The organism is Sutcliffiella sp. FSL R7-0096 (assembly GCF_038595065.1).
Lineage (GTDB): Bacteria > Bacillota > Bacilli > Bacillales > Bacillaceae_I > Sutcliffiella_A.
In genome coordinates this window covers 846731-869424 of record NZ_CP152003.1, presented here as the reverse complement: position 1 = coordinate 869424, position 22694 = coordinate 846731, and the positions used below count along the sequence as shown (strand labels likewise).

Here is a 22694-nt window from a genome sequence, read left to right as displayed (position 1 = left end):
TACTGTTAAGCACGATTTTTAAAAAGCGATTAGAGAAAGAGGTTAATTATGAAAAGAATAGCAAAATACGCATCTCACAAAAAAGGGGTCTGGGTGATTCTGCTTGCCTGGATCATCCTTACCGGTGCTTTAAGTGCAGCACCTTCTGTCAATGACTACAAGGTCAACACAGGAGAGAACGACCTTCCAAAAGAAGCTCAATCCGTTGTGGCAAGTGAAAAATTCGACGCTTATTTTCCGGATGATAACGGTTTGTTCGCCTTACTGGTATTTCATAATGAAGACGGATGGAATACTCAAAATTTTACGGAAGTGGATGTAGTCAGCAAATGGATTCAGGAAGATTCCAAGCTTGAAACCATTCAATCTGCCGTTCCATTCCATCATATTCCCGAACAAACGAAAGGAGATTTCTTATCCGAAGACGGGACGACCCTTGTTCTCCCTTTATTTTTAAAAGATAACCTGGAAATGGACGAGGTCCATGATACCGTACAATCCATTGAAGCATTTACGGACGCAGTCTTAACGGAAGGAACCATGGTGATAACCGGACCAGCAGGAATCGCTTCTGACACCATTGCTATTTTTTCAAACGCCGATTTGATTTTATTATTTTCTACTATAGCATTGGTACTCATTCTACTGATTGTCATCTATCGTTCCCCGTTACTTGCGATTATACCGTTGGTGGCCGTTGCATTCGTTTACCAGGTTGTAGATCGTGTACTTGGACTTTTAGCGAAAAATGAAGTGTTCACCGTTGAAGCACAGTCCATATCCATTGTTATGATTCTTTTATTCGGTGCAACCGTGGACTACAGCCTTTTTGTTTTTTCCAGGTTCCGTGAAGAATTAAGGAAGCAGGAAAACAAACATCACGCGATGCAAAAAGCTGTCCAAGGGATAGCCGAGCCGCTAGTCTTTTCAGGCGGAACTGTTTTTGCCGGAATGCTTGTACTCTTATTGGCAGACTATGGACCGTACAATAGCTTTGCACCTGTATTCACCATTACGATTGCCATTGTATTACTGGCTGGACTTACCTTGATCCCAGCACTTTTCACTATATTCGGTCGCAGAGCTTTCTGGCCCTTCATCCCTAAAGTAGGCGAAGAAACATTAGAGAAGAATCGTTTCTGGGGGAAAATTGGGGAACTTGTGACGAATAAACCTAAGCTTGTTGGAGGAATTGTACTGGTCTTTTTACTTTTGAATGCCTCCCAATTGTTCACTGCCAACTATTCCTATAATATTATCCAATCCTTCCCGGAAGAGATGAAATCCAGGATTGGTTTTGAAAAACTGGAGGAAAAATTCCCTGCCGGGGAACTGGCTCCTGTAAATGTGTTGGTGGAAAAAGAGACCGGCTTCACGTTTTCTGATAGTGAGCTCGATGCGATAGAGGCATTGAACGAGAGTTTCATTGGCATGAGTGGAGTTTCCAGTACTACTCTCCCTGAAAAAGAAATCGTGGCTACTGGCGGCAGAGAAGGAAGTCGCATAATAAGTGAAGATGGTAATGCATTGAAATTTGATATCATTTTAACGATGAATCCATATGCAGAAGAAGCAATGGACCTTCTCGACCGATTGAACGAGTCAAAACAAGAAATATTGAGAGAAAGCGGATTTAACGCTAAAGATTATGACATTTATTTTGCGGGGGAAACCGCTGCTTCCGCTGATATCCGTTCCACCAATGACCGTGATACAATAATTATTGTACTTGCTGTCACCGTAGTGATTTTCGGAATGCTGATTTTCCATACACGCTCGCTGGTGGCACCTGTTTACATGATGACAACCATATTGTTATCGTACGCATCAGCACTTGGCTTAAGTTGGTTCATTTTTGATAATCTTTTTGGCTTTGAGGGGATGAGCTATCGCATTCCGCTTTACGCATTTGTTTTCCTTGTAGCCCTTGGGGTCGATTACAACATCATGCTCATTTCAAGAATAAAGGAAGAGAATCGTTACTTCTCCATCAAAGAAGCTACAAGACGCGGTGTCGCGTTGACTGGAGGGGTCATTTCTTCTGCAGGTATCATTCTTGCCGCAACATTCGGTGTATTGATGACACAACCTATTCTAGAGCTATTTATGTTTGGATTTATTGTCTGTATAGGTATATTAATGGACGCCTTTCTCATAAGGGGCATGCTGGTGCCTGCAATTGTTACTTCATTGAAAAATTGGAACTGGTGGCCTTCAAAAGTCATAGAACAAAAGAGTCAAAAGGAGAGAGAATAATATGAATAGGACCAAACTGTTAATCCGATTTTCTGCACTATATGCGGTAATTGGAGCCTTCATAGGAGGACACATGGCAGGGGCTGGCTCTTACGCATTCCGTGCCATCCATGCCCACATCCTTGTGGTCGGCTGGCTTTCCCTGTTTGCTTTTGCTGTCTTTTACGCCTTGTTTGCCATCCCTAAAACATCCAAGCTCGCAACCTTCCATGTATGGACGGCAATCATCGGCAGCTTCGGGCTTACAGCAGGGATGTGGATGTACTTCCTGAAACCTGGAGCACTTCCAGAGACATTCACCTTGATTTTCTATATCGTGGGCGGGACAATATTAATGATCAGCTTCATTCTATTTGCGCTCATGACATTCATTTTTGGAAAACATATAAAAGATAAGTAAAAGGAAGACCCCTTGCTCTTAAAATGTAGGAGAGCTTTCCTTCGAATTTTAGTGGATATTCAATGCACACCAAACAGAAGGAAGCGAACAATAGAGAGAAGGCTAAGGTTCCCCGCTCACCTTTAGGTGGGTGAGAAACCTGGCCTTTTTTAGATGTACGTGGACATTTTGGCAGCTTTCTCATGGTTTTTATTTTCAATGTAATGCGTAAAAAGGACCTTTCCATATCGCTTCATCAAGGCCACATGCTTTCCTGAATAAAATTGAGGCAGCGCTACTGTTTCCATGAACAGATAGTAGGCTTCATAGTTTGCTTCCATACGATACTTTAATAGCATGAACAAGGTCTTATGCAAGGAATTGTTACTCAAGTTTGCGTCTTCCAGCCCTTCTTTTATTTTCCTGAGTAAGAACCGCTTCTTACCGAAGTTCCCTTCTATGCTACAGTCGATATAGTTATATAGGCGTATCAGATAACTATTCGATTTCTCTTCTGCTAGGGACAATGCCTCTTTAAAATAATGCAATGCCACATCATACAGCTTCCTGTTGTAATATTCATATCCTAGATTATTCAACAAAAGTCCTTTGTTTTCGATAAGCCCATATTGCTCACAGTTGGTGATCAGGTTATTGTATCTATCCACGATAAAATCGAAGTCACTGTAAATGTCGCTGCTCAATTGCAAAAGCATCATCGCCTCCGCCCTATTTGCCTGAAAAAAATTATTTGAATTCTTAAAGTATTTAAGCGCCTTCTCGATATAGTGATAAGACAATACTTTGGAATCAATCAAAAAGTAAGCCGTCGCAAGGTGATAATAATATTCCTTGTTTCCGTATTCCTTTAGATTGATTTGATTTAGCACACTTATCGCCTTCTGATGATCTTCATTGTTGGAAGACCCCAAGTAATAGATTCCTTTTATATGAAGATATAGATTACAGTCAAAAGGCATCTTATCTATGTACTCTTTCTCTACCTTTTTGATCAAAGCCTCTGCTTCTTCTAATTTATTGTGATGCAGATAGTACCGAGCCATCAACAGATGGTAACGCGCAGCATACTTAGAGGCCTGCACCACCTCCGATTTACCCAATTTATCCCTCAGTTCCTCTATCTTGGTCTTTCTACGCAGGATCAGGGCATTGTGCCACTCTTGTAAAAGTCTCTTTACCTCTTGGAGATATGCCAATTCCTCCCGAATATTTATATTTAATCTTTCGGATAATAGTGAAATGATTTCATCTGAGTAAGCCGTTTTCCCCCGCTCAATTTTACTTACATGGTTCGTCGTACAAATACCTTCCCCAAGCTGGGATTGTGTCAACCCTGCACGTTCACGATAAAATCTAATAATTCCCCCCACTACCATAACAATCTCTCCTTTAATAACTAAGCTAGTGCCCCTGTTAATAAAGAATTATAGAAAGCTTTTAAAATACCTCTTGGGGTTATTTTTCGGGAAATAAGTCCTGAAAATGACGTTTTTCTACTTTTTATCTATCTGAAAAGGTCGAAAAAAATCATACAATAGGTGAAAAGAAGGAAAAGAAGGGAAGAAAATTGGGGAATTCACAGTAGAACGGATATAAAAAGAACCGGTAGGGCTCCATACATAAGGATCCCACCGGTTCTTTTTATACTTCCTGTACAGCCAAATACTTCTTCAATGTCTGTTGCAACGTTCCGTGCGTTTCTGCATACTGATGGAAGGTCACTCCCAAGCTGACAATCTCACGAACCAGCTCTGCCCTTAAGCCAGTCAGCACCGCCTTGCACCCCATCATCGACACGCCAGTAAGAATATCTTCAAACTTTGAGATGACACTCTCCTCCATAGTAGTGACACCAGAGAGGTCTAAGACAAGTGTCTGTAGCTTTAAATTGGAGATTTCCAACAAGGCCTTTTCTTCAATGATACGAATGCGATAGTCGTCCACATGACCGATCAATGGCAACACCGCAACGGTCGGACTGACAGGGATGATGGGAACAGATAGATGCTCCACCAGCTTTCTTTGAGAATTAAGCAACTCATCCTTGTAATGAGAATAGCTCAGGAAGAAACTGTTCAAGAAGTAATCGATATTGTTATTTACTTTCTTCTCCATTTCAAAAAAGTCTTCCGGGGTGAGGTATGTTCCTCTTTCCTCAATATATCTATGTAGGAATTTCCACAGTGTCCTTCTGATCGCCTGCACCCATTCCAGCTTAAAAGATAAAGTGAGGGCGTGTTTTGCCCAGGCTACCCCTTCCTGTTCTGCGAATGCGATAACCTCTGATTCTTTTTGCTCCACCACTCGTTGAATCAAGGTTTGAGCATTTTTAAGAAGATCGATATTTCCCTGTTGCAAAATATCATTGATTTTGGATGCGACATTTACAGCTTCTGATAACAGAATCGCCTCAAACTCATCCTTATGTTCACTAAGAAAATCGGTTACCTCTCCATTGCTGATAAATTTCACACTCATTTCATTATCCCCTTTTCATGTATTTACTTCCTCTTTTATTCGACAAAAACAGGGAAAGAAGTCTTAATAACCCTTCCCTTGTTCATCATTACTTGTATTTAAGACTTATTGTATCACTTCTTCGCCTTTTTCACACCTTGATAAATATCCGATATAGAAGAAAGGAGAAATATCAGTACCGCCACCCAATAAATCAGATTAAGCTGGTGGGTAAAGCCAAATAGCTCTTGAAAATAGTCAAAAAATGCTGGATTGAACACGGCTAAATTGCTGAAAACGAGGATGAATACTGCAAGCGATACCAAATGGACAACCGCATTGGCAATGGCAAGCTTCATGGTCCATTGACCAAGTTTCCATTTATATGCTACCAATCCAAGCTCCAACAGGATCACCAACATTACCAGTGGCCAGAAGGAAATTAATTGGGCTTGATTGAAAAGTGGCGTCACAAGTGTCAGTCCCTCTACTCCTTTTTCATAGATTCCAAGCAGTCTATTGGCATTGAAGTAGCCAGCTACCCAAATGACCGTCCAAATTACACTGCCGAACAATTCCACCTTTGTAATTGCTTTTTCTTTTGGTATATATGGAACATCTTTCAAATCCTCAGGTGTCCATTCTTTCCAGTTTGATGTAATCGGGTTGGTTTTATTGGAGGTATCGTACCTTTCCACGATCGCAAACGTAAGTGTTATCCAGAAAAATGTCTGCATCCCTGCGCTAAGGCTGTTCCAGACCCCATCCCCAATCATGCCCAATAGTACCGGGATCACTTCCCCTTCTCCACTGTAAGAGAAAATACCGACAAAGGTCACCACGCAAAACGAAATGATCATCGCAAGTGGAATGATTAACTTTAACAGACTGACATAGACATCAAAATATCGCGGTCCTATCAAATGCATCGGCTTATCCAGATAAGCGCTAGCAAGTTTAGCCGGGTGGCCAAGACCGGAAAGGACTGCTTTGACATCTTTCTCCTGATGGTTATCTGGCAACATATCCTCAATGGTCGATCGCAGTTCGAGTGCAATATCTTCCCGTTGGCGTTCAGGCAGCCTTCTTGTCACCTCTTGAACATATAGATCAATGAGTTTCATTTTCCTCATTCTCCTCCCTTAACAAAATCGCTAACTCCTGAGACGTTTTCTCCCATTCCTTTTTCAATTTCTCGAAAGTCACTGTCCCATATTCACTCAACACATAATACCTGCGAGGCCTGCTTTCTGTTTTGTCCCAACTGCTTGTCACCATTTCCTGCTTTTCCAGCCGCCTGAGTAACGGATAAAGCGTACTTTGCTCGATAGTGATTCCACTTTGTTCAAGCAATTGGACAAGTGAATACCCATACTGCGGGGTTCTCAACTGACTTAATACCGCCAGGGTCAACGTTCCCCTTCTCAATTCCGTCGTCAAAGATTGCAATAACCCATCGCCCATCTGCTCACCTCTTTTTATACTATATGTCGTACAGTATGATCTATACTATGTATCATACAGTATGGAAGTGAGGGAAGTAAAGCCATTTTTTTGATATGTGCGTTTACACAACTTTTTCGTAGGCGCATGTACTATGTAATGAACATTTCTAAATCCTCGGAAACAAACTGTCCATTCATCCTTTGACAGTCGTTCTGCTTCTTCTTGCAGCAGGAAAGCAGTATGGATTTATTGGAATCCTGTTGGCGGTCCCGGTGTATTCGGTGTTAAAGGTTGTAACGAAAAATCTATTTGGTATTTATCGGTTAAGGAAAGCCTAGTGGCAAAAAGTCAAGCTCTGGAATGAAGATTATCAATTGTCTGGAACAGAGAGAGTTCACCGCTCATTCTTCATGCTGGTGACTCCCTCTCCACCTGCTCACATAAATAATACAAATAACTCATCCCCCGTAGCTGTTGCTTTATCAAGTAATCCAGATATTCCAGTGATTCACGGGTTATTTTAATAGCTTCTGAGATATTATGGTGGTCCATTTCGGCAAGGACCTCCCTGACGATATCAAGTGAGTAAACAGCATTTTGAAGAGTTCTAATGATTAGTAACTTCCGGAGGTCGCTCCCGGAATAAAGCCTGTAACCGCTATCCGGGTCACGTTCTGGCACAATCAAGTCTTCTTTTTCCCAGTGCCTGAGTGTGGAATTTGCTACACCAATCGCATCAGCCGCCTCGCTGATGGAATACCTTTTTTTCTTTTTCATAGGCGTTTTCTCTTCCATTTCTTCCATTTGATCCTTCTCCAGTAATTCCAGCGCTTTTCCTACCTTTTTATTCTCATTGTACAGTTTAGCCTGTACCTCACTCACCATCCACAGCGCTTCCGCTATTTCCTTTCGCTGTATTAGAGGCATGATGTCGCGGATAAGCTTCATACCAAAACCTGGACTCATTGCCCTTATACATTCGAAGTACGCTACATGCAGCTCAGTGTAAATTCTGTACCCTTTCTCATTTCGCCTCACCGGGGGAACAATACCCCAATCTTCATAGTGACGCAAAGCACTTGTACTCACTCCAATCTTTCTGGCAATATCAATTGGCCTGAACATGACCCATCCCCCCAAAAACATTCTTGTAAAACATTAAAGTAACATGATAAGGTTCATTTTATCATATCAATATATACTTCACATAAGGTTACCATTTGCATCAATGTTATAGAATAGAAAGGTAAGCTAAAAAAAGGAGTGAAGAAATTGAATCAATTTATCGAAATCCATGGTGCACGGGAGCACAATCTGAAAAATCTTTCGCTTAAAATCCCCAAAAATAAGCTTGTATTGATAACCGGACCGTCCGGATCTGGGAAATCAACCTTGGCCCTTGATACGTTGCAGCGAGAGTGCCAGCGCCAGTATATGGAGTCTATGGGAATGACCACAGATGCTATAAGCAAGCCAAAAGTCGACTCCATCATCGGACTGTCCCCTTCCATCAGCATCGGTCAGCATATCACCAACCGAAACCCACGTTCGACCGTCGGAACGATCACAGATATGTATACATACCTCCGGGTCATTTTTGAAAAGCTTGGGGAGCGTCCTTGTCCCAAATGTCATGAGTCCATCCCCCCATTGATTGATAAAGAGGAATACGAAGAAAATTCTGGGTTCAAACAGTTCATTAATTGTCCTCACTGTAATCACAGGATGGAAAGATTAACACGCAGTCATTTTTCCTTCAATAAACCGGAAGGGGCATGCGGTACCTGTGATGGCCTTGGAAAGGTAAGCGAACTGCATGAGGGTTCGGTATTTCTTGGGGAGCTTAGCCTTAACGAGGACGCCGTCACTATCTGGAAAGGTCAATTCCGCGATTACCAGCTTGCCATCTTGAAAGCCGCATCAACCTATTATGAGATCCCTTTCGACTTCGACCTTCCATTAAATAAATACAACAATATCCAGAAGGACCTCTTATATTATGGGGTGGAAAGCGAACAATTCCTCAGCCATCGTCCAGATACCAAACCGCCAAAGCAAGTCGGCCAAGGGAAATTTGAAGGGGTGGTAACAGGTATCTGGAGAAGATACAAAGAAAAGGGCGGCCAATCAAGCGAGGCGGATTTATTTTTCAATACCACCTGCCCAGACTGTGCCGGAGAGCGATTGAAAAAAGAGTGCAGGCAAATACTTGTAGCAGGAAGCTCCATTACCACACTTACTAAAAAATCATTGGATCATATACTTCTCTGGGTAGAGGAACTCCCTGCCTATTTCGAGGATGGGAACTTGGATGTCCTTAATCCCTTGCTGCACGAATTGAAAACGAAGGTGACACGGATCCTTTATGTTGGTTTAGGGTATTTATCACTCGACAGGCAGACCATTACATTGTCAGGAGGAGAATCTCAACGCCTAAGACTGGCTACCATCCTTGGATCAGCGTTGACTGGCGTGCTCTATATTCTTGATGAGCCTACTGCAGGACTTCATTCAAAAGATACACATGGGTTAATGAAGGTCTTAAAAGAATTAAGGGATTTGGGCAACACCGTCCTTGTCATTGAACACGACGAAGAGATGATGCGTGGGGCCGACCATATAATCGATATCGGACCGGGAGCAGGCAAGTTCGGAGGGAGATTGGTCGGAGAAGGAAACCTCAAGGAGTTGATGGTCCAGGAACTATCGATCACAGGTAACTACTTGAGCCGGCCTAATGCTGAAACATTTCCAAGAAGGCTAGGGAACGGGCAAACGATTACTATTCAGCATGCTAACAAACATAATTTGAAAGATGTTACGGTTTCATTCCCACTCGGCACCCTTACTTCAGTGACCGGTGTTTCCGGCTCTGGAAAATCAACATTGGTATTCGATGTACTTGCATCAGGGGCAACCGGAATAATAGATGGATGTGAGAAAATCATCGGATTTGAAGAGGTGGAAAACGTTATTACAGTGGGTCAGTCCCCACTGACTAGGATGCAACGTTCCAATATCGCAACCTACACAGATGCTTTTACTTTTATAAGGAACCTTTTTGCAGGCCTCCCTCAATCCAAGGAGCAAAAACTAAAACCGAAAGATTTCTCCTTCAACACCCCGGGCGGAAGATGTGAACACTGCCAGGGTCTTGGATTCGTCTTGACCAATATGCATTTCCTTCCAGACCTTGAAGTGACATGCCCTGCATGTAAGGGAAAACGTTTTAAGGATCACATTCTCGACATTACGTATAAAAAACAAACGATATCATCCATACTGGATATGACAATAGAAGAAAGTCGGTCCTTATTCAAATCGGATAAGAAGCTCTCCCCAATCATTGAACTGTTGTGCGACGTAGGTCTTGGCTACCTCAATTGGGGACAATCTGTCACCACCCTCTCCGGCGGGGAAGGCCAACGCCTGAAGCTTGCAAAAGAGCTGTACAAACAAAAACCGAACCACACTTTGTATTTGCTTGACGAACCAACGACCGGACTTCACCCTACGGACGTAAAAAAGCTTCTGTTACTGCTCAATAAACTGGTTAGTGCAGGAAACACCGTCATCATCGTCGAACATACAACAGAAGCAATCCAAGCATCCGATTGGGTCATCGATATCGGACCTGAAGGCGGACACCAGGGCGGACAAATCATCGCGGAAGGGACACCAGAACAGATTGCTCAAGTAAACGCCTCACACACAGGAAGGTTCCTGAAACTGTCATAAACAGATGGGAACTAACCATATATAAAACGTACAATGGAGGAAAGGTCCTTTCTCCCAGCACTACCATGCAATGGGGGAAGGAAGCCGTCCCACTTTTCCAAAGGAGCTATTTATAACATGCAAACCGAACCAACAAAAAAAAACACCAATCTTAAAAAATTCTTATCACTCATTCTTTCTACTAATATACCAAAGGTTGCTTTGACCCTTGGGTTAGTCGGTAGTCTTATCACGACACTGGTCGGATTGACCATCCCATTACTGACCCAGCAGCTGGTCGACGGATTTTCCATGGAAGCACTCAGTGTCGGTCTGATTGTCGCAATTGCAGCTGTCTTTATCATACAGGCGGTCATTGACGGTCTATCCACTTACTCCCTCGCCTATGTCGGCCAAAGCATCGTTGCCGGCCTCCGTGAGAGGATGTGGTTCAAATTGATCCGCCTGCCTGTCAGTTATTTTGATACAAAAACAAGCGGGGAATCGGTCAGCCGCGTGGTCAATGACACAGGGATTGTGAAAGACTTGATTTCCCAGCATTTTCCCCAATTCATCACAGGAATCATCACCATTATCGGGGCCGTCACCATCCTCTTCATAATGGATTGGAAAATGACCTTACTTATGCTGATTTCTGTTCCTGTAACCACGTTAGTCATGATTCCTCTTGGCACAAAAATGGCGAAAATTTCGCGTGGCATGCAAGATGAGACGGCCAATTTCACCGGCAGCGTTCAGCAGACATTAAGCGAAATTCGCCTCATGAAAGCATCCAATGCTGAGATGGCAGAGGAAGCAAAGGGGCAGTCCGGCATTCGTACGCTTTTGACATTTGGACTTAGAGAAGCGCGTATTTTTGCCATCATTGGACCGCTTATGTATATGGTGGTCATGCTCGTCATCGTTGTGATTATCGGTTACGGTGGGATTCGTGTTGCAGAAGGAACGATGTCAACCGGAGCCCTTGTGGCATTCCTGCTTTACCTGTTCCAAATCATTTTTCCGATCACTTCGTTTACGATGTTCTTCACACAGTTGCAAAAAGCGAAGGGTGCGACGGAACGCATTATTGACATTTTGGAAATTAAGGACGAGCCAGGACAAGAAGGATTGGCTGCGGATATCACCAATCAGCCTGTTTTTGTTAGAGATGTGTCCTTTGGATATAACGAAGACGAGCCTATCTTGCACAATGTTTCATTTGATGTAGAACCTGGCATGATGGTGGCCTTTGCAGGACCGAGCGGCGGCGGGAAGAGCACCCTTTTTGGATTACTTGAACGTTTTTATGAGCCCACAGACGGGGAAATTTTCGTAGGCACTTTGCCAATCAGCTCGTTATCCATGAAATCCTGGCGCGAACAGATCGGTTATGTCTCCCAGGACAGCCCGATGATGGCTGGAACCATTCGAGATAACTTAACATATGGCTTGGAAAATAAAGAGGAGCTCACAGATGACCGCTTATGGGAAGTGGCCAAGATGGCTTATGCCGACCAGTTCATTCAAGACTTTCCAAAAGGGCTTGATACAGAGGTGGGCGAACGAGGTGTCATGCTATCAGGCGGACAGCGCCAGCGAATTGCGATTGCAAGAGCCTTTTTGCGCGACCCTAAGATTTTGATGATGGACGAAGCAACAGCAAGTCTGGACAGTCAGTCAGAAGGAATTGTGCAGCAAGCGTTGACGAGGCTGATGGAAGGCCGTACTACTTTTGTTATTGCACATAGATTGTCTACCATCGTGAATGCGGATAAGATAATTTTCATTGAAAAGGGTGAGATTACCGGTATGGGGACTCATCAGGAGTTAGTGGGGTCGCATAAATTGTATCGGGAATTTGCGGAGCAACAGCTGACTTGATTGAAACAATGATGGTCAAGGGTGGTGAACCCTTGAGCATTATTAATGCTTTATCAATTTGTGTTTGGGCGTTTTGTCGTCCTCTTTATAATGGCTCAACTTTATATAAAGTTCGTGCCAAAAACAGTTGAGTTCATGCCGAAATCAACCGAGTTCGTGCCAAATCCCCCATCATTCATGCCACTCCATATCATGTCCCACAATACGTTCGATACCCAGCTGTAACACTTGCACCAGGCGCTACACAATAATCTTCCTGTTCACCAGAATAAGCAAACGGATTCTGCAGAACCCTCACCAAATTCTCCATCACTCCATAATTCCCATGCTCCACAGCTGCTTCCAATGCTGCTTCCACCCGGTGGTTACGTGCGATCATAGCAGGGTTGCTCTTTTGCATCAGCTCCCGAACAGCTTCCTCACTCGCAGACTGCCTTCCCAATCGCTCTTGCCACAACGAATGCCACTTGTGAAACTCTGCCTTCTTACCAAGCTCACCTAGCGTCAATTCACGGAACGTATTCGTAAAGTCCGACTTGCTCTCCTCCATCACATCAAGTAAACCCTGCACCAAAGCCTCATCTGAACCTTCCTCACCAAACAATCCAAGCTTCGCACGCATTCCTGCCAGCCAATGTCCTCTATACAAATCAGAAAACTTATTAAGCTCCTCTTGCGCCAACTCGACAGCACGATTTTGGTCCTGTTCAAACAACGGCAACAAAGCTTCCGCAAACCTTGCCAAGTTCCAGCCCCCAATTTTCGGCTGATTTTCATACGAATAACGACCTTGCACATCAATGGAGCTAAACACGGTCGCCGGATCGTACACATCCATAAATGCACATGGGCCATAGTCAATGGTTTCCCCGCTGATCGTCATGTTATCTGTGTTCATCACACCATGGATAAAGCCGACCAGCTCCCATTTAGCAATCAGCTCCGCTTGGCGTTCCATCACCTTTCTAAAAAAGCCAAGATAATCGCCAGCTTCCAATTCAGGGTAGTGGCGTTTCATTGCATAATCAGCCAAGGCTTCTAACTTTTCCATATCTCCCCACTGTCCAGCAAACTGAAATGTCCCAAAACGGAGATGACTAGATGCGACGCGGGTCATGATTGCTCCAGGCAACAAACGTTCACGCAACACCTGTTCCCCGGTTGTGACCACAGCCAAGCTTCGTGTTGTCGGTATCCCCAACCCATGCATCGCCTCACTGATGATATATTCTCGCAGCATCGGACCTAAAGTAGCACGCCCATCTCCACCTCGGGAATACGGAGTCCGCCCGGAACCTTTTAATTGAATATCATACCGTTCTCCGCTCGGGGTGATTTGCTCGCCTACCAATAAAGCACGCCCATCCCCAAGCATGGTGAAATTGCCAAACTGATGTCCTGCATAAGCTTGGGCAATACCTGAACCACCATCAGGGACTTTATTGCCAGCAAACACCTCTACCCCAGAGCCTTCTTTCAAAGCTTCCACACTTAATCCAAGTTCATTAGCCACTGATTCGTTTAGCACGATCAGTTCCGCCGCTTCCACAGGATTTGTCTTAATTTCCGAAAAAAATAATTCGGGCAGTGATTCATAGCTATTATCGAATTTCCAACCTATTTCGTTTGTAGTGTTCATCTAATCCCCTTCCTATCATGTGTCTAGTCCATATATTTATTATACCCTTTATGCCACCTATATTAATAAAATCAGACTTTCAAAAAGGCTCTTTTCTCAAAGTTTGTTGCTATTCACAAGCAAAAAGTCGGCTATTGGACTTTTTGCTTCTTACATACTCTTGATTTTGCAAGTAGTATTCTTAGCACAACAAGGAAAAGAGCACGACAGTAAGCAATATAACGGATGATTTGAATATACGAAAAAGCAACAAAGTATACGAAAACAGCCTTCAAAAAAGAGAGTTCAAATTTCGCATCTGAGGAAAATAATGTTAAAATAATCACCAATCACATTTACATACAAGGAGAATATCCATGAACAAAACCTGCAAAGATACCCGTGTCATCCGAACCAGCCGGGTATTTCCGAATGATATCAATAACCACAACACCCTGTTTGGAGGGAAACTGCTGTCAGATGTGGACATGCTTGCATCTATTTCTGCAGCCCGTTTGTGCCGTTGCGAATGTGTGACAGCCTCTATGGACTCGGTTGATTTTCTCTCACCCATCCGGCCAACCGATGCCGTTATCTTTGAATCATTTGTAACATGGACTGGAAATTCATCCATGGAGGTCTTTGTGAAAGTAACAGCTGAAGATCTAACAAAAGGAACGAAAAACATTGCCGCAACAGCTTTTTTAACGTTTGTTGCACTCGATGATCAGGGCAAGCCTGCTCAGGTCCCTTCCATCACTCCAGAAACAGAAGAAGAATTTTACCTTAATAAAACTGGAGAGGATCGGGCAAAGGCTCGACGCAATAGAAGAAGGGAAAGTAAAGCGTTGGCTTCCAAGCTGACAAGTGGATTTAACCCCGAAAAATAAAAGAGAGAGTGCCGCTTCATCGGCACTCTCTCTCTATTCGGCGACAACCGCTGCATTTTTCAGGTCTCCGGCTTCCGGATTTCTTTTTTCTAGCGTGATTCTTGCAGTCGTTCCTTTGCCTATTTCACTCTCATATTCGAGTTTGCCGCGATGATTTTTTATGATTTTATTTGTAACAAGCAGGCCTAAGCCTGTTCCTTTTTCTTTTGTCGTGAAAAATGGCTTCCCGAGCTCCTGAATTTTCTCAGGAGAAATGCCGACGCCTTGATCCTCGAATTCTATAATTACCGCTTTAGCTGTCTCCTTCAGCCGAATGGTAACCACTCCACCACGTGGCATGGCTTCAAAAGCATTTTTTAATAGGTTGATGAAAACTTGTTTCATCTCGCTTTCCACACAAGCAAGCATCAACGATTCATATACTTCGAGCTTCACTTCTATATTCAGTATCAACGCTTGGGAGTCCAAGAGGAACACCACGTTTTTTAACACCTCAACCATGTCCACATTGTTCATCAATTTAGCTTGCGGCTTTGCCAACACTAACATTTCATTAGAAATCAGCTCAATCCGCTCAAGCTCACTTGCCATAATCGCATAATATTCAGGGCTTGCCCCGCCTTGTATTTTGATTAGCTGCAGAAACCCTTTTAACGAAGTGAGCGGATTCCGTATTTCATGGGCGACTCCTGCGGCCAACTGTCCCACCGCAGTGAGTTTTTCTGAATTTACAAGTGCCTCTTCGGATTCCCTCCGCTCGGAAATATCCCTGGAGGTGCTAATGATTTTGTTTAATTGGCCATATTCATCAAGTACAGGCTTGGCCACCGTTTCAAGCCAGATCTGCCGCCCATCCTTTGCTACCACGCGAAATTCTTTACTTAGTGAGGGTTGGGGATAATTGTTTTCCCCGTTGTATCTTCTGATAGTGTCGATATCTTCCGGACTGATGAACTGAGTAAAATCATTTCCAATTATGTCACATTGGCTATATCCAAGAATATCAGTCACAGCAGGATTTATGTATTGCACCACACCCTCCGGAGAAGAAATGGCGATGATGTCCTTGGCATGTTCAGATATGAGCTGATACATGCTCTCAAGTTCCTGTTTTCGTAAAAAGGTAAAGGCGGTCACCGCATGCTTGCTCATTAAAATGGAAAGACGGATATCCATTTCAGTCGGAGTATATGGATAAGGATGATAGATTGCGAAGGTTCCATAGATTTTCTCCCGATAATAGATGGGAATCGACCAGACAGCTCGTACTCCAGCATTGTTTGCAAGATCGAGAAATGGGATCCAAACCTTGTCTGTATGCATATCTTCACAGACGACTACACGTTTTTCCTTCGCCGCTATCCCACATCCGCCAACACCCAAGGGAAGGTTCTTCACTTTTTCTACGTATATATCGGGAAATGACTCATACCCAGGGCCTGGACTTAAGCTTTGCTTAACCTCATCAAAAATCATCGTCGTCACGATGGCATCTTCTGAGAGCATCACCTGCAACTCCGCCACCAAACGCGAAAGAATCTTCTCCACTGTATCATCATGCTCAAAAGGATTTTTATGTAAAAGTTCATTCAACATATTATGACTCTCAACGCCTTTAAAGTTTTTCTACTATTCTAACAATAAATTTACCATATTAAAGTCCTTTTCGCTTGATTTTTCCACTTGATTAAATAGTCCATTATATGGAAATTAATGAAATCGGCCGAACGATCTCAAAAAACGCTAAAAATCTCATTATGTAGGTTGGGGCTATTGTTTAATGAAACTAGCATCAAAAAACCCCTAAGCAATACATATGCCTAGGGGTTGAAATCATGTTATTTAGTTTTTTATAGCAATGGATTCCTCTTCCCGTATCATCCTCTCAACCTGCAGAAGGGTAGATAGGACGTGTATGAAGGCTTCTTGTTCGGTTGAGTTTTTTTTATGACGGTCGTAATAGTGGGGAAGGAGGGTTGCGATGTGTTCTCTTGCTTGGTAGTCAAAATGATAGAAGTCAAGGATAGGGAAATAGAGGGCGTCTCCGATGGGGAGTAAGGTTCCCACCACTATTTCGCCTTTTTGGGGTGGGATGGCGTTCCGGTCGTATATGACCACATCAAGTGTCTCTTCGGTAAGCATATCAATGAGTACCAAGGTGCGGTCGTTATACTTATAGCCGACATAGTAGAATTTGGTGGTGGCTTCCTCCCATTTTTTGAGCCAGGAGATGATGAGTGGTTTGTGTTTGAGGACTGAGTAATTTTTTGCGATGTATTCTTGCACAAATGGAATTTCGATACCATTGCTTGACTGGTATAGCACCTTCCACCAGAAGAGGTTGTGTTCGAGGGAGTGCCTTTTCTCCTCGGGGATCTGGTGTTCATCGATATACCCCTCCATCAGTTCCTGAAAATCTTTGAAATGGGTACCAACTACTTCTCTTGCAAAGTCGTTATAAACCTCTGTGAGTAACTCTGCCTTTAGCTCCTCGGAGATTGGCAAGTCATTTTTAAACTCTCCCGAATGTGTTGCCGACTGAGCAAACCCCACTACATTATCAATTGTTTCAAACTTCTTCATTACATCAATCCCTTCCATTATAGTTTGATACAAAGAAAGGATTCGACATTTATTTACATATTCCTTCTTTTAAAATGATTCTTTTCCATAAACTTGGCACTTGTCCTCTCAAATCTAATAACTAGTCACATCCAGTGTAAGGACATCGCAAAAAGGTATTGTGCCAAATAATAAGGGATCATCACCAGATAATTTCTATAAGGTAATTTTTCGATAAATCTATCCCACGCAAGAATGGCATCGGAAAAGAAAAACAAAATTGCCCCTGCTATTATAAGTGGCTGTTGACTATAGAATGCGGTCCATACCATGGTGGTGATGATCGCTACATACGCCGTGACGGGAAGAAAAATAGAGATGCCTCCCGAATCCAGAACCCCTTTTGACAGCTTTAAAAGGTAGAGAATAGCGACAACAAGTAACGCTCCAGTAATCCATCTATTTACCTCCCCACTTCCTGGAAAGGTTACAAAAGCAACGACATAGCATATATGCCCAGCCAAAAAGGAAACTAATCCATATACAAAACGATCCTTTGGTAGCATCAGGAAAATATCACCTAGAATAGAACATAACAACCCCGCCAAGATCCACCAACTATAGGTAGAGGGAGAATTCCCCACTCCCATTATCCCTATCAAAATAATGATAACCATGGTCCCTGGCTTTAAAAGATACGTCCATGATTTAATATGTTTTTCCACCACAATAAGATAAAAAATACCGAGTAGCATGGTGAGAAATGAGAGGGATAGCAACAATTCCAAAACCTCCTTCAGAACTTTTATATACTATACATTTTAATCCACTATTAATAACCGTGAAAGGTGTAAATGGAGTGATTTCTAACAAAACTCCCTTGCCTCCCTTCAATCTCCCGTGCTACACTTATAGTAACTTTTAAAGAAATGGAGGGTTTTCCTATGACTGCAAGTATGCGACTTCGATTCCACGCTTTGAACCGTTAATTAAATACGTTCAAAGGCTCTGCCTGTGTGCAGGGTAAATGGGATTGGTCTGCCTACTTTTAGGAAACCTTTATTTTACGATGCTAATATGATTGTAGAAAAAAGAGGGGGACAGTCTACCCTCTTTTTGTTATGCCTTTTTTAAATGCAGCCTTTAAGGGCTTATTTTGCCTACCCATCAACTCTTCTCACAGGACGCCCAAATAAAAATTAAGAGGAGAATGAATGATGACATTAACAAAAGAAAAAGTAATAGAAATAGCAAAGGATAATGGCTTGGATATCCTTGCCGACTCACTGACATTTAACGAATCCGGACTAGATTTCCTTGTAGTATTTGCTGAAGATGCCAAAGGGGAGGAATGGGTATTACGCTTCCCTAGAAGAGAAGATGTAATGGCTTCCACCAAAAAAGAAAAGCGCACCCTTGATTTAGTAAGGGAACAGCTAACTGTGGAAGCGCCAAACTGGTTGATCTATAACGATTCACTGATTGCGTATAATCGACTTACCGGAGTACCCGCCGCTACTGTCGATCCCGAGGCTCAGGCATATATCTGGGTACTCGACGAAAAGAACGTTCCAACTTTGTTTAATGAAACACTTGCAGAAGCCTTGGTATCCTTACACCGTATTGACCGTGAGAAAGCCCGGGCTGCCGGGCTCCCTGTAGAAACGCATGAGGAGACCCGTGAAAATATGGCAAAAAGAATGAAAAAAGTGAAAGAGGAGTTCCATGTTAATCCGGAGCTTTGGCAAAGGTGGCAGGACTGGTTGGGGAATGACTCCCTCTGGCCAAAACAAACCGCACTTGTTCACGGCGACCTTCATGCCGGTCATATATTGATTGATGAAGAGAATAGGGTCACTGGCTTTATCGACTGGACCGAAGCTGCCGTAGGAGACATCGCCATCGACTTTGTAGCTCACTACCGCACATTTGGAGAAGATGTGTTGAAAGAGTTGATCCATCACTATGAAAAGGCTGGAGGCTATGTATGGCCAGGGATGGCGCAGCACGTGGTGGAACTGACTGCAGCCTATCCGATCGCCATAGCTGAGTTTGCGATTAAATCTGGTTTGGAAGAATATATGGATATGGCGAAGCAGGTGCTGGGAGGAAACGGGGAATAGGATTTAGTAGTAGAGATCTAACTTGGTAAGATGAAGACCATTTTGGCATGAAAATAACAGTGGAAAGGACTTCATAAACGATATGAAGTCCTTTTCAACAAGAAATAAGCTACGAGATTGTCTTCATAAGCAGTATAATGACCATCTCAACTAGAAAGCACCTTCAAATTGTCTTCATAAGCAGTATGTTGACATTCTCAACTAGAAAGCACCTTCCAAATTGTCTTCATAAGCGGTATGATGACAATCTCAACTAAAAATCACCTTCCAGATTGTCTTCATAAGCGGTATGATGACAATCTCAACTAGAAAGCCCCTTTCAGATTGTCTTCATAAGCAGTATAATGACAATCTTAACTAAAAATCACCTTCCAGATTGTCTTCATACCTACAAAAGTTAGAAATCATAATGGAGCCGTCCTTCCCTCATTCCTGAATCTGCTTCAACGACTTCTCCACAAAAGAATACGCATAGTCTTCAGACACTCTTTTTGTATTAAAATAGAATGTATATACATCGTCATTGACCCGGAAACTTATCCTTAATGAATCTGGTATAGAGTCTTTTCTATGACTATAGTAGACAGTTTTGCCGGCGATTCTCTTTTCTTCTCCAATCAACATTCTATTGATATTATCTATATGATTGGTATCTCCATTTAAGATGCTTAGACTAACCATGTGTTTATCAACAACCAATGGCTCACCGTAAATGATATCTCCAAAGACGCCCCCATATCGTTTCTCCAGTTCATCTGACTGCTCCTTTTCCTCTTCTCCAGCATCCAATGTACTATAAATGAAAACTCCGTAAACTGGCTCGCCGATATGAGCTTCATCATCAATAATGTACCCGTCTTTTATAATGGTAGCCACCTTTAAAGGAACATCAGCATGAAACGGTATATGAACCTCTGTCCCTAGCTTGGCAGATGCAATTTTCTCTAAATTGGTATACGGAGTCACCCCTCCATTGCCAGCATCCAAACCAGTTTCAGTCTCGTCCTCCACCGTCAAGCTCTTTTCCGTATCTGAAAAAATCACCTCTGTCGCAAGAAAGTACCCACCTATCACCAATAACACCCCAGCTAACATAAATGAAACGACCGGCCTCATATCCCATCTCCTTTGTTGTCTTTTCTCTGGTTGCCTAACCGACCCCATCACTCTTTCATGAAGTTCCTTTTTCCCTTCATCATCCAACTTAATTGCCTGGTACCCTTTCAATGTCCGATCCAGGCGATTCTCCTCTTTCTCATGCGTCATGGTTATAGCCCTCCTTCAGCATTTGTTTCTTCAAGGCTTCCAACGCTCTATGCAAAGTGGTCTTCACCTTACCTTCACTCCAACCCAGGATTTCTGCTGTCTCCCGCACCGTCAAATCCTTTATTCTTCGTAAAATAATGACCTCCCGATATGATCTTTTCAATTGCTGCAGGGCACGATACAGGTATGCCTCATACTCGCCTTGTTGCGCCACTTGTTCGGGTAAATATTCAGATGTCGAAAGCATGGCAGTAGCTACAAAAGAATCTGCCACAAAACGAAAAGGCTTCCTCCTCCGAAACTCATCAATTGTCGCATTCCGCGCAATCCGGTACAGCCAATTCCTTTCACTTGTCTCCCCTTTAAATCGATCTATTGCTTGATAAGCCTTGATATACGTATCATGCGTCAAGTCCTTCGCCATCTCTGGATCACCGGTCATCATCAGAACATAACGAAAAACCTCATCGCTATACCGCTCATACCAATCATTCAGCTTTCGAATTGACCATTCTCCCTCCATGTATTTCACCTATCTCTCTATAGCTATCGCAAATTTGCTTACTTTAAGGACGTGAGGAACGTGCTTTGGTTACACTTTTACAAAAAAAGTCCACCTGCAACTCTAGTTTACACTAGAAAGCAAATGGAACTTTATCTTCCTTTATTTAAACTGTAAAAGCTTTGCAAGTTCGACTATATCCCTTTTCAGCTGCTCTGCCTCTTTGTCTGTCATATCCTTAAATTGAAAGGGTGGGAAAAAACTGTATACATAATTGTCGCTTACGACGTCTAGTTTCACTCCCCCATATTCTTGATTTGAAACAGTCAATACTGCCCGGTGATCCCCTACTAGAATCTCTGTAGATTCATAGGATGCTGATGGAAATTTCGGGTGTGGTAATAACATTTCCATCCTTTGTTCTATGGAATACTCATTTTCATAAGTGTTAATATGAAGTAATTCAGGAGAACGATTACCAAGCTGGTAAAAGTAAGCGCCATAGATACTATCCTCCGTAATTAATGGCTCACCAATGATGGCATCAATATAATCTTCTGCATTCATCGGAAACACTTGAAATATTGGGTCAAATTCGATACCTTTAGTTTCAGCATTCTTCTCCGTATTTGGAACTGCTTGATAAAGATTTTCCTCTTTCACAGACACTTCCTGTTTTTCTATCACGATAACAGGAATACTTATCATCAGTAACAATGTTGCAATGGCAATTAGAAACTTTGAGGCAACTCGCCTTTTTTTGATGCTTCGGATATTGCACCCAATTTGATCTCTTACCAAACCGGCACGCTCCTGATTCCACTCCAAATCATGCTCCAATCTCTTCAATGATTGCTCCAACCGGGAGTCACCTTCCAACCTGCTTTTCATCATCTTTTACCTCCCCCTTCATTTTTTCCTCCAAGGTCTGCATCGCCCGAAACAAAGTAGACTTCACTTTACTTTCGGACCATTCCAAGATATGAGCTGTTTCCACAATGGAAAATCCTTTGATCTTCCTAAGAATGATTACCTGCTTATATGTAGCTTTCATATTACTTAGAGCCTCGTAAAGTTCTCGGGAATTCTCTTTAAGGATGACGATATCCTCTGTTGATGTTGTCAGTTCCTTGTTAAATACTTGATGGAATAACCTAATCGGCTTCATTTTACGGATATAATCGACAGTAGTGTTATGTGCGATTTTGAATAGCCATGTCTTCGGTGAAGAATCCCTTTTAAATGTATGATGGTGCTTATATGCCCTTAAAAAAGTCTCTTGCGTCAAATCCTCTGCCTGCTGACTGTCTTTGACCATGAGAATAATATATTTGAAGATAGTCTGATGGTATTGGCTATACCATTCCTCTATCTCATTTTCTTTATAAAATGACACCAGGTTTTCCCCCTCATTTTTTTGACACTGTATAGACGCTCGAACTTCGAAAAAGTTTTAAAAAAAGGAAAAATAATAGGATGGCACTCCCACAACCCAATTAGAAGCAGAAGAACCATCCCTATAATAACTTTAAATACTCTATATTTATTCAATAGATGTAAAAAAACCGGCGAC

The 22694-nt window shown here is 42.7% G+C and carries 20 protein-coding genes; 7 read left to right on the top strand and 13 right to left on the bottom strand.

Features of this window, described 5'->3' with window-relative positions:
- Positions 1-48 precede the first annotated feature (48 nt).
- Entirely contained in the window at positions 49-2256 is a 2208-nt protein-coding gene (locus tag MKY77_RS04505) for an MMPL family transporter (RefSeq protein ID WP_339149094.1), read from the top strand.
- A gap of 1 nt (position 2257) precedes the next feature.
- Positions 2258-2656, top strand: coding sequence for a hypothetical protein (locus MKY77_RS04500; protein ID WP_339149093.1), 399 nt, complete (start codon positions 2258-2260; stop codon positions 2654-2656).
- A 149-nt stretch (positions 2657-2805) separates the two neighbouring features.
- Here MKY77_RS04500 and MKY77_RS04495 read toward each other — a convergent pair whose 3' ends face one another.
- The 4 genes from MKY77_RS04495 to MKY77_RS04480 all read right to left on the bottom strand — a co-directional run bounded on the left by MKY77_RS04495 (position 2806) and on the right by MKY77_RS04480 (position 6577).
- Positions 2806-4032: a helix-turn-helix transcriptional regulator gene (locus tag MKY77_RS04495; RefSeq protein WP_339149092.1), complete on the bottom strand. Its 1227-nt coding sequence runs from the start codon at positions 4030-4032 to the stop codon at positions 2806-2808.
- A gap of 265 nt (positions 4033-4297) precedes the next feature.
- Positions 4298-5134 carry an STAS domain-containing protein gene (locus tag MKY77_RS04490; RefSeq protein ID WP_339149091.1) on the bottom strand — a complete coding sequence of 279 codons (837 nt, stop codon included), beginning with the start codon at positions 5132-5134 and terminating at the stop codon, positions 4298-4300.
- 113 nt (positions 5135-5247) lie between these two features.
- Positions 5248-6237, bottom strand: coding sequence for a hypothetical protein (locus MKY77_RS04485; protein WP_339149090.1), 990 nt, complete (start codon positions 6235-6237; stop codon positions 5248-5250).
- On the bottom strand, positions 6224-6577 hold the full coding sequence (locus MKY77_RS04480) for a PadR family transcriptional regulator (RefSeq protein ID WP_339149089.1): 354 nt from the start codon (positions 6575-6577) through the stop codon (positions 6224-6226). The genes MKY77_RS04485 and MKY77_RS04480 overlap by 14 nt, the downstream gene beginning before the upstream one ends.
- A gap of 152 nt (positions 6578-6729) precedes the next feature.
- Between MKY77_RS04480 and MKY77_RS04475 the strand changes: the two genes are divergently transcribed.
- A complete protein-coding gene (locus MKY77_RS04475; RefSeq protein ID WP_339149954.1) occupies positions 6730-6897 on the top strand; it encodes an AI-2E family transporter in 168 nt (55 codons plus the stop codon).
- 70 nt (positions 6898-6967) lie between these two features.
- Here MKY77_RS04475 and MKY77_RS04470 read toward each other — a convergent pair whose 3' ends face one another.
- Positions 6968-7684, bottom strand: a complete 717-nt coding sequence (locus tag MKY77_RS04470) for a MerR family transcriptional regulator (protein ID WP_339149088.1) — start codon at positions 7682-7684, stop codon at positions 6968-6970.
- A 147-nt stretch (positions 7685-7831) separates the two neighbouring features.
- On the opposite strand from MKY77_RS04470, the gene uvrA reads away from it, so the two are divergent.
- Both uvrA and MKY77_RS04460 read left to right on the top strand, forming a co-directional pair.
- Complete coding sequence (gene uvrA, locus MKY77_RS04465; RefSeq protein ID WP_339149087.1) at positions 7832-10297, top strand: excinuclease ABC subunit UvrA; 2466 nt, start codon at positions 7832-7834, stop codon at positions 10295-10297.
- Between the two features lie 117 nt (positions 10298-10414).
- Positions 10415-12160: an ABC transporter ATP-binding protein gene (locus MKY77_RS04460; protein ID WP_339149086.1), complete on the top strand. Its 1746-nt coding sequence runs from the start codon at positions 10415-10417 to the stop codon at positions 12158-12160.
- 190 nt (positions 12161-12350) lie between these two features.
- Here the strand turns inward: MKY77_RS04460 and MKY77_RS04455 are convergent, their stop codons facing one another.
- Entirely contained in the window at positions 12351-13799 is a 1449-nt protein-coding gene (locus MKY77_RS04455; protein WP_339149085.1) for a YdiU family protein, read from the bottom strand.
- Positions 13800-14155: 356 nt separating this feature from the next.
- On the opposite strand from MKY77_RS04455, the gene MKY77_RS04450 reads away from it, so the two are divergent.
- Entirely contained in the window at positions 14156-14668 is a 513-nt protein-coding gene (locus tag MKY77_RS04450; protein WP_339149084.1) for an acyl-CoA thioesterase, read from the top strand.
- A 33-nt stretch (positions 14669-14701) separates the two neighbouring features.
- Here the strand turns inward: MKY77_RS04450 and MKY77_RS04445 are convergent, their stop codons facing one another.
- The 3 genes from MKY77_RS04445 to MKY77_RS04435 all read right to left on the bottom strand — a co-directional run bounded on the left by MKY77_RS04445 (position 14702) and on the right by MKY77_RS04435 (position 18012).
- Positions 14702-16264 carry an ATP-binding protein gene (locus tag MKY77_RS04445; RefSeq protein ID WP_339149083.1) on the bottom strand — a complete coding sequence of 521 codons (1563 nt, stop codon included), beginning with the start codon at positions 16262-16264 and terminating at the stop codon, positions 14702-14704.
- 246 nt (positions 16265-16510) lie between these two features.
- Complete coding sequence (locus MKY77_RS04440; protein WP_339149082.1) at positions 16511-17251, bottom strand: hypothetical protein; 741 nt, start codon at positions 17249-17251, stop codon at positions 16511-16513.
- Positions 17252-17376: 125 nt separating this feature from the next.
- The gene (locus MKY77_RS04435; RefSeq protein WP_339149081.1) at positions 17377-18012 is read right to left on the bottom strand and encodes a lysoplasmalogenase; all 636 of its coding nucleotides are present in this window, start codon (positions 18010-18012) and stop codon (positions 17377-17379) included.
- A gap of 435 nt (positions 18013-18447) precedes the next feature.
- Here MKY77_RS04435 and MKY77_RS04430 point away from each other — a divergent pair, with 435 nt between their 5' ends.
- Positions 18448-19353, top strand: a complete 906-nt coding sequence (locus MKY77_RS04430) for a macrolide 2'-phosphotransferase (RefSeq protein WP_339149953.1) — start codon at positions 18448-18450, stop codon at positions 19351-19353.
- A 426-nt stretch (positions 19354-19779) separates the two neighbouring features.
- On the opposite strand, the gene MKY77_RS04425 is transcribed toward MKY77_RS04430, so the two are convergent.
- From MKY77_RS04425 to MKY77_RS04410, 4 genes are all read right to left on the bottom strand, one after another.
- On the bottom strand, positions 19780-20619 hold the full coding sequence (locus MKY77_RS04425) for a hypothetical protein (protein ID WP_339149080.1): 840 nt from the start codon (positions 20617-20619) through the stop codon (positions 19780-19782).
- The gene (locus MKY77_RS04420) at positions 20609-21142 is read right to left on the bottom strand and encodes an RNA polymerase sigma factor (protein WP_339149079.1); all 534 of its coding nucleotides are present in this window, start codon (positions 21140-21142) and stop codon (positions 20609-20611) included. The genes MKY77_RS04425 and MKY77_RS04420 overlap by 11 nt, the downstream gene beginning before the upstream one ends.
- A gap of 141 nt (positions 21143-21283) precedes the next feature.
- Positions 21284-22015 carry a hypothetical protein gene (locus MKY77_RS04415; protein ID WP_339149078.1) on the bottom strand — a complete coding sequence of 244 codons (732 nt, stop codon included), beginning with the start codon at positions 22013-22015 and terminating at the stop codon, positions 21284-21286.
- On the bottom strand, positions 21990-22517 hold the full coding sequence (locus tag MKY77_RS04410; protein WP_339149077.1) for an RNA polymerase sigma factor: 528 nt from the start codon (positions 22515-22517) through the stop codon (positions 21990-21992). The genes MKY77_RS04415 and MKY77_RS04410 overlap by 26 nt, the downstream gene beginning before the upstream one ends.
- Positions 22518-22694: the final 177 nt, after the last annotated feature.

Bases quoted from the DNA above. Each gene is read 5' to 3' on its own strand.
- MKY77_RS04490 (WP_339149091.1), bottom strand. From the start codon at position 5,134: ATGAGTGTGAAATTTATCAGCAATGGAGAGGTAACCGATTTTCTTAGT.
- MKY77_RS04460 (WP_339149086.1), top strand. From the start codon at position 10,415: ATGCAAACCGAACCAACAAAAAAAAACACCAATCTTAAAAAATTCTTA.
- MKY77_RS04450 (WP_339149084.1), top strand. From the start codon at position 14,156: ATGAACAAAACCTGCAAAGATACCCGTGTCATCCGAACCAGCCGGGTA.
- MKY77_RS04470 (WP_339149088.1), bottom strand. From the start codon at position 7,684: ATGTTCAGGCCAATTGATATTGCCAGAAAGATTGGAGTGAGTACAAGT.
- MKY77_RS04415 (WP_339149078.1), bottom strand. From the start codon at position 22,015: ATGATGAAAAGCAGGTTGGAAGGTGACTCCCGGTTGGAGCAATCATTG.
- MKY77_RS04480 (WP_339149089.1), bottom strand. From the start codon at position 6,577: ATGGGCGATGGGTTATTGCAATCTTTGACGACGGAATTGAGAAGGGGA.
- MKY77_RS04440 (WP_339149082.1), bottom strand. From the start codon at position 17,251: ATGAAGAAGTTTGAAACAATTGATAATGTAGTGGGGTTTGCTCAGTCG.
- MKY77_RS04420 (WP_339149079.1), bottom strand. From the start codon at position 21,142: ATGGAGGGAGAATGGTCAATTCGAAAGCTGAATGATTGGTATGAGCGG.
- MKY77_RS04505 (WP_339149094.1), top strand. From the start codon at position 49: ATGAAAAGAATAGCAAAATACGCATCTCACAAAAAAGGGGTCTGGGTG.
- MKY77_RS04455 (WP_339149085.1), bottom strand. From the start codon at position 13,799: ATGAACACTACAAACGAAATAGGTTGGAAATTCGATAATAGCTATGAA.
- MKY77_RS04445 (WP_339149083.1), bottom strand. From the start codon at position 16,264: ATGTTGAATGAACTTTTACATAAAAATCCTTTTGAGCATGATGATACA.
- MKY77_RS04425 (WP_339149080.1), bottom strand. From the start codon at position 20,619: ATGACGCATGAGAAAGAGGAGAATCGCCTGGATCGGACATTGAAAGGG.
- MKY77_RS04485 (WP_339149090.1), bottom strand. From the start codon at position 6,237: ATGAAACTCATTGATCTATATGTTCAAGAGGTGACAAGAAGGCTGCCT.
- MKY77_RS04495 (WP_339149092.1), bottom strand. From the start codon at position 4,032: ATGGTAGTGGGGGGAATTATTAGATTTTATCGTGAACGTGCAGGGTTG.
- MKY77_RS04500 (WP_339149093.1), top strand. From the start codon at position 2,258: ATGAATAGGACCAAACTGTTAATCCGATTTTCTGCACTATATGCGGTA.
- MKY77_RS04430 (WP_339149953.1), top strand. From the start codon at position 18,448: ATGACATTAACAAAAGAAAAAGTAATAGAAATAGCAAAGGATAATGGC.